At 43.9% G+C, this 13,412-nt stretch carries 7 protein-coding genes; 3 read left to right on the top strand and 4 right to left on the bottom strand.

What is annotated here, in order from left to right:
- Nucleotides 1-193 precede the first annotated feature (193 nt).
- The 3 genes from FXV77_RS02255 to FXV77_RS02245 are packed head-to-tail and all read left to right on the top strand — an operon-like array spanning nucleotide 194 to nucleotide 6,388.
- Entirely contained in the window at nucleotides 194-1,393 is a 1,200-nt protein-coding gene (locus FXV77_RS02255; RefSeq protein WP_148917590.1) for an ROK family transcriptional regulator, read from the top strand.
- On the top strand, nucleotides 1,390-4,488 hold the full coding sequence (locus tag FXV77_RS02250) for a SusC/RagA family TonB-linked outer membrane protein (RefSeq protein ID WP_148917589.1): 3,099 nt from the start codon (nucleotides 1,390-1,392) through the stop codon (nucleotides 4,486-4,488). The genes FXV77_RS02255 and FXV77_RS02250 overlap by 4 nt, the downstream gene beginning before the upstream one ends.
- Before the next feature lie 10 nt (nucleotides 4,489-4,498).
- Entirely contained in the window at nucleotides 4,499-6,388 is a 1,890-nt protein-coding gene (locus tag FXV77_RS02245; protein ID WP_148917588.1) for a SusD/RagB family nutrient-binding outer membrane lipoprotein, read from the top strand.
- Between the two features lie 70 nt (nucleotides 6,389-6,458).
- Here FXV77_RS02245 and FXV77_RS02240 read toward each other — a convergent pair whose 3' ends face one another.
- From FXV77_RS02240 to FXV77_RS02225, 4 genes are all read right to left on the bottom strand, one after another.
- On the bottom strand, nucleotides 6,459-7,532 hold the full coding sequence (locus FXV77_RS02240) for a family 10 glycosylhydrolase (protein ID WP_148917587.1): 1,074 nt from the start codon (nucleotides 7,530-7,532) through the stop codon (nucleotides 6,459-6,461).
- A complete protein-coding gene (locus tag FXV77_RS02235; RefSeq protein WP_187443979.1) occupies nucleotides 7,525-8,532 on the bottom strand; it encodes a carbohydrate-binding family 9-like protein in 1,008 nt (335 codons plus the stop codon). The genes FXV77_RS02240 and FXV77_RS02235 overlap by 8 nt, the downstream gene beginning before the upstream one ends.
- Nucleotides 8,533-8,618: 86 nt before the next feature.
- Nucleotides 8,619-10,988 (bottom strand): glycoside hydrolase family 3 N-terminal domain-containing protein, encoded by a 2,370-nt coding sequence (locus FXV77_RS02230; RefSeq protein WP_148917585.1) that lies wholly within the window; start codon nucleotides 10,986-10,988, stop codon nucleotides 8,619-8,621.
- A gap of 26 nt (nucleotides 10,989-11,014) precedes the next feature.
- A complete protein-coding gene (locus tag FXV77_RS02225; RefSeq protein WP_148917584.1) occupies nucleotides 11,015-13,300 on the bottom strand; it encodes a GH92 family glycosyl hydrolase in 2,286 nt (761 codons plus the stop codon).
- Between the last annotated feature and the right edge of the window lie 112 nt (nucleotides 13,301-13,412).

Raw genomic sequence — 13,412 nt, 5'->3', positions numbered from 1 at the left:
ATAAAATTAGTTAAATATCCCCTTCTTCATCCATAATTTTGTTACAATCAAATAAATCTTTATATTAAAAACCTTATTTAAAGGTATACTTTAAAAAAAATTTAAAAAGTATTTGCAAGTTAATATCAAATAACTATATATTTACCGTTAATAAATAATTAAGTTAAGAAGCCGACATAATAGTTATGAGACCATGGATAGCCTAAAACTTGCGATTTTACGTGCTTTGTACTTTTCGCCTAATCAGTCCATTGCGGAGCTGAGCGATTGGATCGGGAAAAGTATCCCACTTATCACCAAAGCAATAAACGAACTTATTGATGATGAGTTGGTTATAAGTTGTGGCCCCCGAGCGTCCACTGGTGGACGACGTGCAATGCACTTTATGCTGAACAGCGATAAACATGGGTGTATCGTTCTTATAGCGATGGATCAGCATGCCACGAACATTACTGCCGTTAACCTCGCCAATCAGCAACTCCTGCCTCCAAAGAAAATAACGACCCATTTATGGGATGATCCGAATACCTATACTAAAATAATCGATTCATTAACAGCTGTTGTTTCTGAATTTCCAAAAGATAAAATTTTAAGCATTGGTATTACCATGCCTGGTTTCGTGGATTCAAAAAAAGGCATTAATAATTCTTTTTCACCACAGTCTCCACTATATAAGCTCCGGGAAAATATTCAATCACATTTTGAAATCCCTACTTATCTAGAAAACGATTCGGCCGGTATTGCGATTGCCGAAAAGAATTTTGGTTTGATAAAAGATTCTAACGATGCGCTGGTTGTCAATTTGAACTGGGGAGTTGGCTTGGGCATGATTGTCGATGGCAAGCTCTTTCAGGGGCACAGTGGATTTGCTGGAGAATTTAGCCATATCCCTTTGGCTAATGAAGACAAACTTTGTTCATGTGGTAAAAAGGGTTGTTTGGAGGTAGCTGCGTCGTTATTGTGTGCCATTGAGTATATCGTTGACGCGATACAAGAGGGACAGCCTTCATCGTTGGAGGCGACCTATCATCAGCACCAAAACATTTCATTGGAGGATGTATATGAAGCGTACGTAAGGGGTGATCAGGTAACGATTATAGCCATCAGGAAGATAGCTTATATGCTGGGAAAAGGTATCGCAACACTCATTCATATCTTAAATCCCGAAACCATTGTTATCAGTGGAAAGGGCGCCATGTTTGGCGATGTATTATTACCTCAGATTCAATCTTCCATACAGGAATATTGCATACCCCGTCTAGCAAAATGTACGACCATACAAATATCAGAAATTAAGGACATCCAATTGCTCGCATCGACCTGCATTGCGGTGCAGCAGATGCATTGGGACATAAACACACAAAACAAACAATTAACTAAAGTAAAACTATGAGCAAACTTTACAGACAATGTTGCAGTTTGACGCTGATTATGCTGCTTAGCGTAACGACGTTATTTGCACAGCAGACCGTTACGGGGAGAGTGACGGATGCAAACGGAGCACTCGCCGGCGTTACTGTCGCTGTCGTCGGCACCACGGTAGCTGCGCAGACAGATGCGGATGGACGTTATTCCATTCAGGCCAATAACGGGCAAACCTTGAGATTCTCTATGGTTGGCTACCTATCACAGGATTTACCTGTATCTGGAACGGCGTTAAACGTAACCTTGCAGGAAGATGCCGGCGCACTTGATGAGGTTGTTGTAACCGCGATGGGTGTAAAACGCGAACGAAGAGCCTTAGGGTACTCATTTCAAGAAGTACAGGGTACGACATTAACTGAGTCTCGGGAAAATAACCTTGCCAATGCGTTAGCCGGTAAGGTAGCCAATCTCCAGGTCGTAAAAGGATCGAACGGACCCTCATCTTCCTCTAAAATTATTTTGAGAGGATTCAACTCCATAGCTGGAGACAATCAACCGTTGATTGTCGTAGACGGCGTTCCCATGGATAACTTCGTTGGTGCTCAAAATAACGACTTCTGGAATCCCACAGCCGATATGGGAAGTGGTTTGGGCGACATTAACCCCGAAGACATTGAGAGCATGTCCGTTTTAAAAGGTGGCGCAGCTTCTGCATTATATGGGTCACGTGCGTCCAATGGAGTTATCCTCATCACAACGAAAAGCGGACAAGCGAGGGACGGTGTTGGCATTTCTTATTCAACCATTACCGGTATTGAAAACATTTTTATGACGCCAAAGCTACAAAACAACTTCTCCCAAGGAGAGGGTGGTGTTTACGGTGAATTGTCAACCTATTCCTGGGGTGCGAGGATTGAAGGACAGCAAGTAAATATGTGGGATGGTTCCACAACCAACCTACAAGCTTATGACAATATGAACAACTTTTTCCAAACAGGTTTTAGCACTACACAGAACATCAATTTCCAGCAGGCCATTTCAGATAAAGTAAATATGTACTCATCAGCGACATACCTACACGATAACAGCAAGGTACCCGGCATGAAACTAAATCGACTAAATTTATTAAATCGTGTCAATGCCAACTTTGGTTCTAGAAACCAATGGAGTACCGATGTAAAAGTGCAATACATGCGTAACATGGCCTATAACCGCGCTGTTGGAGGTCAAAATGATGGAAACTATTATTCCCAAGTCCTTCTATTCCCTCGGTCGTTTGACCTTTCGCAATTTGAACCTGGCATGGATCAATTAGGTGCTCCACAAACGTGGTTTCTGGATACGGGTATCAACCCATATTGGGCAGCTCACAACAAGTTAAGCAACGATACACGCGACCGCTATCTAATGAACGCAACCGTCAAATACGATTTCAACGACTGGTTGAGTGCTGACGTACGGTTTGGCTCAGACAACTATTCTACCAAATACGAATCGAAAACTTATTCAGGCAGCAACATCAATAATTCATACTCGACAGGAACGGATAGATTCTTTGAGAACAACTATATTGCCAGCATCCATGCCACCAAGGACAACCTTTGGGGAAAATGGGGCGGTACTGCATCCTTGTACGGGCAAATCATGGAACGGAATAGGACAAGTCTACACGCTTCAGCGGGCGAACTCCGGATTCCAGATTTATTTACCATTGGTAATTCCATAGGTAATCCTGGTATTGACGAAACGATCAATAAAAGTCAGATTAATTCTGTTTACGGAAGCTTAGATATTAACTACGATAACGTTTGGTATATTACCTTGACTGGTCGTAACGACTGGACTTCCACATTGCACCCGGACAACAGGAGCTTCTTCTACCCTTCTATCAGTACCTCTTTAGTGGTGTCTGACCTTCTCCGGGACAACATGCCGACCTGGTTCAATTTCGCGAAAGTTAGAGCTTCCTATGCTGAAACGGGTAGAGACATGGGCGCATATCAGCTGTATAATGTTTATGCCGTCGGCAATGACCCAAGAGGTGTTACAACCTCTAACAGAGGCAATGTATTGTTTGACCCAGGTGTGGTCAATGAGCTTCAGAAAGGGATTGAATTTGGGTTGGAAACACGCATGTTTGACAGTAGAATCGGATTAGAACTAACCTATTATAAAAATAATTCGACAAATCAATTACTCGATATTCCGATGAATAATCTCTCTGGATATGGCTTCTTTAAAGCCAATGCAGGAAATATTCAAAACGAAGGGTTTGAATTTGTGCTCAACGCAGACATTTTGAGAAATCCGGATGGATTGCGGTGGAATGCTTCGGCGAATGTATCCAGAAACGTGAATAAAATCATTGAATTGCATCCCGAAGCTAACCGTCTTGTACTAGGAGGTTATGACAATGTCCAGATTTTTGCACAGCAAGGCCAGCGATACGGTGCTATTTACGGCACGAAATATCTCCGTGTAGACGACGCAAACAGCGCGCATAACGGAGCGTTAATTTTAGGATCAGAAACCGGACTCCCACAGATGGCCCCAGATACACATCTCTTAGGAGATCAGACGGCGAGCGCACTGGTGGGACTGACGAATACCTTTGCGTACAAGAACTTTGGTTTAAGCTTCCAGATTGATGGACGCTTTGGCGGTAAGATCTTTTCCGGAACACACCAGAGATTGCAATTTACCGGGAATGCGGCAGAAACTGTTGTCAATGGACAGCGAGAAAACTTTGTTGTGGATGGTGTCATTTGGAATGGCAGTGAATACGAGACTAATACAACTGCTGTGAGACCAGAAGATTATTGGAATGCGGTAGCCGGCGCCAATAACTTGGGGATTACTGAAGCCAATCTATACGATGCAACCAATATCCGTATACGGAATTTACAATTAAATTATACCATTCCAGCTCACCTATTGAAATCTTCCGTTGTAAAAAATGCCAGATTCGGATTATCGGTCAACAATCTTGCTATGCTGAAAAATAACGCCAATGGTATAGATCCAGAATCAACATTTGCACTAAGTTCAAATGCAGTGGGATTTGAATACCTTGCTTTCCCTACATCCAGGTCCTATTTCTTTAATATATCAGTAGGTTTTTAAATTGACAAAAATGAAAAGAATAATTTCTAAAATAGCGATAGCCATCACGGTCGGCGTTCTGGCAACTTCTTGCAATAAATTTGAGGAGATGAACATCGATCCAACACTGGCAGATGAGCAACAGGTCAGACCTGAATATTTTCTGAATAATGCCATTATCGGTGCACAACAAGATCCACATATCGGCGAACGTGTCTTCATTTACTATTGGAAAACCGCAGCCCGTCACCATTATATGAATGTATTGAATATAGGTGCGGATGACGACGGTTATAATGTAGACTACTGGAGATACTTGTCTGAATGGCTGAATAATGCCAATACAGCGATGGAAATCGCTGACGTCAAAGAAGAAAATGGAACTGCCGAAGTGTACAACCAAAACATCAAACAGGTCGCAAGGATTTGGCGTGTATATTTAATGAGTGAATTAACCGACAATTTCGGTCCAGCACCCATTGAAGCTTTTCAAGGTATCAACCCCAAATTCGATTCTGTAAAAGATGTCTACTACCACATGTTGGAGGAATTGAAAGACGCACCTGCACAAATAGACCAGTCTATTAGTGCTGCTGATATAAGTGATTGGGATGCCGCATACGGTTTCGATTGGGATAAATGGATACGCTACGCCAATTCGATGCGTATGCGGCTGGCCATGCGCCTATCAGAAGTTGACGAAGCCAAAGCACGCGCTGAGTTTGAGGAAGCTGTTGCAACCGGACAATACATTGAAAATGAATCACAGAATTTCGGTGTTCAAGAACGAGATGGTTGGGATCCATTGGCAGGAGTGATGTCTCGGGGATGGAATACGCAAATCATCTCTGCTACACTAAACAATCTTTTTATTGGTTTAGGAGGGATTGAAACAGCGGATCAATTTACAACCCCGGAGATTCTTGGTGCCATCAAGAACGAAAATGATATGGGCATCCGCTATCTAAACAATTTCTCGACAAGATCCAACGATCCTAGCCAAGGTTATTACTTAGATGGATTACCTAAAAAAATGGATCCACGTGCTTATAAAGCATTCTTTATTCCTGGAAACACGACCGATCCAGAATATTGGTCAGATGCGTCCAATCAGCTAGCGACCATTACAGTATCTGATTCAAGAACAGACGAATTGGATACTAAAAACACCTGGAATGCCTTTAGTGGGGGAACATGGGGAGGAAAAGGTACAGCAATGGTATTTCGCGGTCAAAACGGCAGACAACCCGGAATGATTAATAAATTTAGGAATCATTCACAAAGACGTTTGTTCTTTACCTCTTGGGAAAGCTATTTCTTGATTGCGGAAGCGGCTTTGAGAGGATGGTCAACGCCAATGTCTGATAAGGATGCCTACGAAAAAGGTATTGCTGAAAACTTCGCCTATTGGAATGTATCTGAATTTTTAAACGAGTACCTCGGTTCCAATGATTATAATCGAGCAGGAACATCCGTGAATTACGATAACGTCACCGAACCTCCGGCTACATTCACAGCCACATACATGGATGCGTATACGAATCAGGTAGGAACCACCCAAATTGCCTATCCATCCAACACAATTTATAAGAATGGTAATGTGAAAAATGACAAGTTGACCAAAATCATCACACAAAAATACATTTCTACATTCCCTTATCTGGCGTTGGAAGCTTGGAGCGATCACAGACGGTTAGGATTGCCCTTCTTTGAGAATCCTGCTGTAGAACAACCAATTCCTTCAATACCGCAGTTGACTGCTTCCAATTACACACAAAATCAGGTAAACTTTTTCCCACAAAGATTAAGGTATCCATCAAGTTTTAGAAATGCAGACGAAACGAATTATAATGAAGCGGTATCACTATTGGGTGGGCCGGACAATTTGTTTACTCCACTTTGGTGGGCTAAACAAAATTAATAAGGTAAATGGTTGAAAAGAAAGCATCCCCGATACCGGCCGGTATCGGGGATGCTTTTCTTGAGAGTCCCTACTTCATCGACCGAAGTAATTCAATAGTCGCCGTATCAAAATCTGATTCGCCAAACAAAGATACACCAGCTGCTCCATTATCCTTCGCCAGGATAATCCCCTGCCGCAACTCCTCCAGACTGCTAAAATCCGGCAAATATAACCCGGCATACAAAGGAAATTTACCGTGTATTCCTTCTACCCCCTCTGCAACGGCTGTACCGATCCAATGTATAGGCTCCTTGTAGAACCCATGGTAAATCATCGGAAAGACACCTGACAAATTCCAGTTTGTCCAATCCTGTCGCACAATCCGACGCGCCAGATCTGGTGTAGGGAATACAGCTGCCGTAACAGGTTTTTTATACTCTTTTCCTACCTCACACAAACGATTAACAATTTTCGTAATCTGCCTATACCGGAAAGATCGCCAAGAAAGACTTTGTTCCGGACGTTCCACCTTATCGATATTAATGCCCGTTTCCTCCAAAAACGCATTCTTGCTAAATTTACTATAACAAAAATCATATGCTGGTAATTCGGTAGATTGATCCAAATCGTAGTTCGTCCACAAATTGACCGGCAATACTACATCCGGATAACGGATATAATCCAGGTGCAGTCCATCCACATCCTCTTTTTCCATTTGTTCCCTTGCCTTTTCCTCCAGATACTTCGGAACATCGGGATGCGAAGGACATAAGAAACGGTAATACCCCACATAGGGCGGTTGGTCTGCACAGGATTGCCCTAAGCGGTTGACAGCATAATATTCCGGATGTTTTTCCAAAAGTTCCTTTTCTCCACGGTTCATCGTCCACATCCAACGATGGGTTTCCAATCCATATTCTTTCGCTAGCTGAAAATGTCGTTTGCTGTAACCTTCAAAAAATATCCCCCTAATTCCAGCATCTCTATAACTTTGATAACGCTTTTTTAGTTGGACCTCCGTATCGGTATCCTGCGGCCGCACCCATAGCCAAAAGTCAAATAATAGCGGGTTTTTATTAGCCGCCCATAATGCCGTGGGCTTTAACTGTAACGCAGCAATTCCCAAACCTGCCGTCTTGATAAAATTCCTCCTACTATTCATAATTAATCCTATAATGTCCAAAATTATCCAGTATCACTGTAAAATGATTTTCTAAATCTTTTACTTCTAAAACATACCCTGCTTTATAACTGTTTATAAAAATCTCACAACGCAAATCGTCGGCGTCCTTCGTCAATAAATGCCGTCCCTCCTCCAATTCTTCTATATTGTCTGCGAAGCGCTTATGCTCTTGTTTATATAATTGCTGCAAATAAAAAATATTCCACGCCATCTTTTCAGCAGCATGTGCTTTTGGTAAGCCAACCACTTCTGCCTCCTCCACAAACTTGACGAAGCCCCAGCGCTCCGGATAGTGCATATTGACAACACCTATCGCCGACCACACCCAATTATCTTCTGGCAAAAGCTTACCATTGGCAGTCTTTCTGGTATATATACCCTCCGATACGTCATGCTGCCACTGTACACGCGAAAAATTAATCCTCCAATAGTCATTTATATTCGGCGTTGCTTTGCTGCTATAGGTAGAAAGTGCACTAAAAGGAATAGCCATTTCGACCGACCAGTATTGGTCTGTATCATCTGGATTATTCAATGTTCCTTCGACGTGAATGGCAGACTTCAATCCTTTAACATCCCAATGCATCAGCGCATCGCCTCCAAATCGGTAGGGTTTAGGCATCATTAAATCCAAAATCGTATTCAAGGGATTGACTTCTATCTCATAATAAAAGGACTGTTGTTCAAAAGGCTTTATAAAAACTTCAAAATCATTATCATGATAAATAATGGTGTCACGTTGTGTCAAGCGCCCCCAAACATGCGGTTCTTCCATCCGTGCATACACATAGAGATAGGCTTCATCCCACAGCATTTTTACCTTGGTACTGTATTTAGGAGCAGGTTGAACAGCGCCTTCGATATCCACAAATTCGTCTGTCCAGGCCGCCAGATCCCACGCCGTTTCAGCTGCCAGACCATCAATCTGTATAGGCGTACTTATTTTCACCGCACCATAACAGGATGGTGTTGTCTTCATATTTTTTATCTGCGACAGCGTCTGCGCAGGAAGAATATTCCCAAACAACAAGATCGGAACCAAAGCAAATAGTATTCTAATCCCCATTAAAGTATGTAATCCTTTCCTAGCATCATATCCCCCGTTAAATGAATATCGTCAGATGAACCTCCCACCAATAATGTAAAACTTCCCTTCTCCGTTTTCCAAGTCCAGTCTATACCCCACAATTTCAAATCCACTTTCGTCAATTCAAAGGAAACCGTCTTGCTCTCCCCCTGTCCAACAAATACACGTGCAAATCGTTTCAATTGCTTTACCGGTGTAACCACGCTACTCACCTCATCCACCACATAGAGTTGAACAACCTCTTCCCCATCTCTTTCACCAGTATTTTTCACCTCAAACTGCACCTTACAAACAAAATCATCGCTTCCCTCTTGTACATCCACGAACAGGTTATCGTAAGCAAATTGGGTATAGCTTAATCCATACCCAAAAGCAAATAGCGGTTTCGCATCAAATTCAATATAATCATGATGCTTCGGCTTCGAATGATTGTAATAAACAGGCAATTGCCCGACAGACTTAGCAATAGAAATAGGCAATCGACCGGCCGGGTTATAATCGCCGAACAACACATCAGCAATAGCCAGACCACCTTCTTGCCCGGGATACCACGCATTGACAATAGCCTGAGTGTGCTCAGCTGCCCAGTTCAAGTTTAGCGGACGTCCCATGATGGTGACCAGCACCACGGGCTTACCAGTCGCCACGATAGCCTGCAGTAGTGGTAACTGATCGCCCAATAAATCCAATGTTGCGCGGTCAAATCCCTCTCCACTTTCCATATCGCTGACAGCCGCTTTCCCACTTTCCACACTTGCTGCGCCTGTGGCCTGATAGGATGTCTTAAAGTCCCGGGCACTCGAACCACCCAATACCACAATAGCCACATCAGCCGATTCCACAGCCTTTACAGCAGACGCAATATCCGTCGCACTGGTATCACGGATAGCGCAACCTTTAACGTAATCCACGTAAGTATCTACAGATACCGCAGCTCGTACACCTTGCAATACCGTCTTCACCTTATCTTCCGACTGAGGAGCTGTGTAATCACCCAGTTGGTTATACATATTGTCCGCGTTGGGTCCTATCACAGCAACCCGCCTTAACGACTTGCTCAATGGTAAAAGATTCGATTCATTCTTTAACAAGACGATAGACTCTCGGGCAACCTGTCTTGCTATAGCCAGATGTTCGTCCGTAGCAACTTTCTGATCAACGAGACGCTCATCCACAAACGGCCGTTCAAAAAGGCCCAATGCAAATTTTTGGTACAACAGCCGCGACACTGCCCTATCCACAGAGGCCATCGCCACCTCACCAGCCTGTACAGCCGCCAGTAAGTTCTGTCCATAACCCGAGCCACTCAAATCCACATCCAGCCCCGCCTCTATACTCTGTTTCGCTGCTTCACGGCCATTGGAAGCCGTCGCATGACTACCATTCAAACCCGAGATACTCAATAAATCCGACACCACAAACCCCTTGAAACCCCACTGTTTCCGTAAAACCTCATCCAATAACCAAGGATTCGAAGAACACGGAATACCATCAATAGAATTATAAGCCGTCATAACAGACCCAGCCCCCAACCTTACAGCCTGTTCAAAAGGCGGTAAAAAGCTCTGAAACAACGCCCGTTCCCCCATACTGATACTGCCCCCATTATGACCTCCTTCAGGAACACCATAAGCGACAAAATGCTTCAGCGTAGCTATTATTTTATCCTCATCACCTACATGCCCCTGAAAACCCCTTACCATAGATTCGCCCATCTGTCCTACCAGATAAGGATCCTCCCCGTAAGACTCTTCCGTACGAGACCAACGTGGTTCCCGAGCCAAATCAAGCACAGGCCCATACCCATTCTTTCCCCCCACAGCGTACGTTTCTCGCGCAATCACCGAAGCCATCCGTTCGATCAGCTCAGGGTTCCACGTGCTTGCCTGTCCGATTGCCGTCGGAAATACCGTCGCTCCAATCGCCATATGCCCGTGCGGCGCCTCTTCCGATAACAACAAAGGAATACCCAGGCGCGTACTGTCCAGCATATAACGCTGTATCGCATTCGTCGCTTTCGCAGCTTCCCGCGGTTGCAAACCATTATCCAATGTCTTTTGCGTCCAAGGATCTGCCCTTAACGTCGCCCAAAGTAACCCGATATGCTGTGTCTTGACAGCCTCCTTAAATTTTTTACTCACGCGGACACCCGCCGCATCTTTCTCATACATCTCCCAGCCCAGCAGCTTCGAAAGCTGTCCCACTTTCTCCTCCACCGTCATACGTCCTATTAAATCACGAACGCGGTCTTCTATAGGCAATTGGCTATTCTTATAAGGTAAAACTTGCGCGCGAAGACCCGCTCCCAAACAAATTAATCCGCTTAACAATATATATTTTAACTTCATCTGTATCTTTCTATCTACAATTTTACCTAACGTACGGACTTCGGTCTGCTTTCTTCTGCAACACCAAACGTTTCTGAAGGAGTTCCTCCCATATCAAATTCCAACTTTCCCCCCTTGACGAGATCTTCGTAAGCTATATAGGATTTTGTATACGGCTCCCCGTTCAGACGAACCTGCTGAATATATCTATTTTCCTTACTGTTTCCATGCGCAACCAGTTCCAAAGTTTTTCCCTCTCCCAAACCTATCGTAGCTTTATCGAACAACGGGCTACCAAAGATAACGGGACCTCCTGCCGGCGATACCTGATAAAATCCCAAGGCAGACATCACGTACCAAGCTGACATCTGACCGACGTCTTCATTGCCTGATAGACCATCTACTTGATCTGTATACATCGTCTCGAGTGTTTGCCGCACACGATCCGCAGCTTTCCAGGGTTGGCCTGCATACGGATACATATAAATAACATGGTGGCTTGGCTCATTGCCATGGGCATATTGACCGATCAATCCGCTGATATCCGGCGAGGCATGCTCACCCAAATCACCTTCTACCACGAACAAGGAGTCCAACTTTGTAATAAATTCATCCTCTCCTCCAAAAAGATCGATAAATCCATTGACATTATGCGGTACCAACCAGGTATATTGCCAAGCATTACCTTCCGTATAGTCGTTGGCAAGATGCGCGGAATGGAAAGGATCAAATTTACCTGGTCTAAAACTCCCCTTGGAATCTATACCCCGCAAGAATTGTAAATCCTTATCAAAGTAATATTGGAAAGCATCGCTACGCTTGATAAAATAATCGTAATCTTCCTGCTCGCCCCGCAATTTCGCCACTTGTGCCAAACTCCAATCGGCGATAGCAAACTCCAGGCCTTTAGCTACCGACTCTACCTCTTCTTTATCAAAAGGCACATAGCCGTATTGCTTATGCCAGTTCAGACCACGATCGTCCTTCATGGCCGAAACCTTCATCGCCTCATAGGCGAGGTCTCTATCAAATCCCGTTATACCTTTCAGATAAGCATCTGCTACAACGATAATACCGGGATTCCCTACCATACAATCCGTCTCATTCCCGACAAGATGCCACACAGGCAATTTTCCTTGCTCCTGATAGATCCGCAACATACTATTGACCATATCTGGAACACGCTCTCGATGAATAATACTCATCAACGGATGAGCAGCGCGATAGGTATCCCATAATGAAAAGGTCGTATAATTTTCCCCTGATGGTAAAGTATGAGGTTTGAAATCACTCCCCATATAGTCGCCATTCACATCGCTGAATACAGATGGTGCAATCAACGTATGGTAAAGTGCCGTATAGAATACTTTACGTGCCACGGTATCCGCCGTCTCTATTTTCACCTTGGCGAGTTCTTTATTCCAGATAGCATTTGCCTCTTCACGGACAGTTTCAAAATCCCATCCCGGAAGCTCGGTTTGCATGTTTAGTTTGGCATTGACAATACTTACCGGCGAGACAGCAACTTTCACTAAAATATGTTTAGATGCCTCGTCTGTGCCTGCAAAATGTAAAGCCGCATAAGCACGGGGAGCCGTTATGGTATCACCCTTTTGTAGAGCCGTACTGTCTGCTAACTGGAAGCTGGCAACCGGTTGCGAAAAGGTAGCCGTAAAATAAATCTTTTGGTTTTTAGCCCAACCCTGAGAATAGCGATATCCTGAAACTACCGTGTCATTCTCAACGGTAATATGTCCCTCTTTCTCTCCTTCCCATCCAATACCCGCGTCTAGATTAATCAAGATTTTTGGCGTCTCATCTGGATTGAAACTGTATTTGTGAAAGCCTACACGTGAGGTTGCTGTTAGTTCAACATCAACGCCGAACCGATCCAAATGCACCGCATAATAACCTGGTTTGACACGTTCCGTATCTCTGCGAAATAACGAATAAGCACCACTTTGCTCATTTCCGTGTTCACCACGTCTAAATTGTATATCGCCCGTATAAGGCAAGAAAACAATGTCCCCCAAATCCCCGATACCGGTCCCGCTTAAATGCTGATGCGCAAATCCTATAATCGTCGAATCGGATATATGGTAACCCGATACCCAGTCCCAACCAGTTGAAAGATTAGACGGTCCAAGCTGAACGGCTCCATAAGGAACATTCGCCCCAAGAAAGACATGCCCATGTCCCCCTGTCCCGATGTAAGGATCTACATATTTCGTGAGGGATTGATCCGTCTTTTGTGCCGAACCCACAGTGCACGCACCGAGGCCCGTCAGAACCGAAAGGAAGATAAAATTTTTTAAAACACGCGTAAAGTTCATACTGTTTTATATTATTAAAGCCAGAGGTAGTGTACATATTACACCTCCTGTTTTGGATCTCTAAAATAGTGTTTTGGTATCTAAAAAAAGCAACTATAGTCATTTTTTTACA

It is taken from the genome of Sphingobacterium phlebotomi, assembly GCF_008180195.1.
GTDB classification, from domain to species: Bacteria; Bacteroidota; Bacteroidia; order Sphingobacteriales; family Sphingobacteriaceae; genus Sphingobacterium; species Sphingobacterium phlebotomi.
Note: the sequence above shows the minus strand (reverse complement) of the source record. Positions and strands in the feature narration are given on the sequence as shown.

What these genes read in the sequence shown, in the direction of transcription:
- FXV77_RS02225 (WP_148917584.1), bottom strand. Translation starts at nt 13,300, where the DNA reads ATGAACTTTACGCGTGTTTTAAAAAATTTTATCTTCCTTTCGGTTCTG.
- FXV77_RS02240 (WP_148917587.1), bottom strand. Translation starts at nt 7,532, where the DNA reads ATGAATAGTAGGAGGAATTTTATCAAGACGGCAGGTTTGGGAATTGCT.
- FXV77_RS02235 (WP_187443979.1), bottom strand. Translation starts at nt 8,532, where the DNA reads ATGAAGACAACACCATCCTGTTATGGTGCGGTGAAAATAAGTACGCCT.
- FXV77_RS02250 (WP_148917589.1), top strand. Translation starts at nt 1,390, where the DNA reads ATGAGCAAACTTTACAGACAATGTTGCAGTTTGACGCTGATTATGCTG.
- FXV77_RS02245 (WP_148917588.1), top strand. Translation starts at nt 4,499, where the DNA reads ATGAAAAGAATAATTTCTAAAATAGCGATAGCCATCACGGTCGGCGTT.
- FXV77_RS02230 (WP_148917585.1), bottom strand. Translation starts at nt 10,988, where the DNA reads ATGAAGTTAAAATATATATTGTTAAGCGGATTAATTTGTTTGGGAGCG.
- FXV77_RS02255 (WP_148917590.1), top strand. Translation starts at nt 194, where the DNA reads ATGGATAGCCTAAAACTTGCGATTTTACGTGCTTTGTACTTTTCGCCT.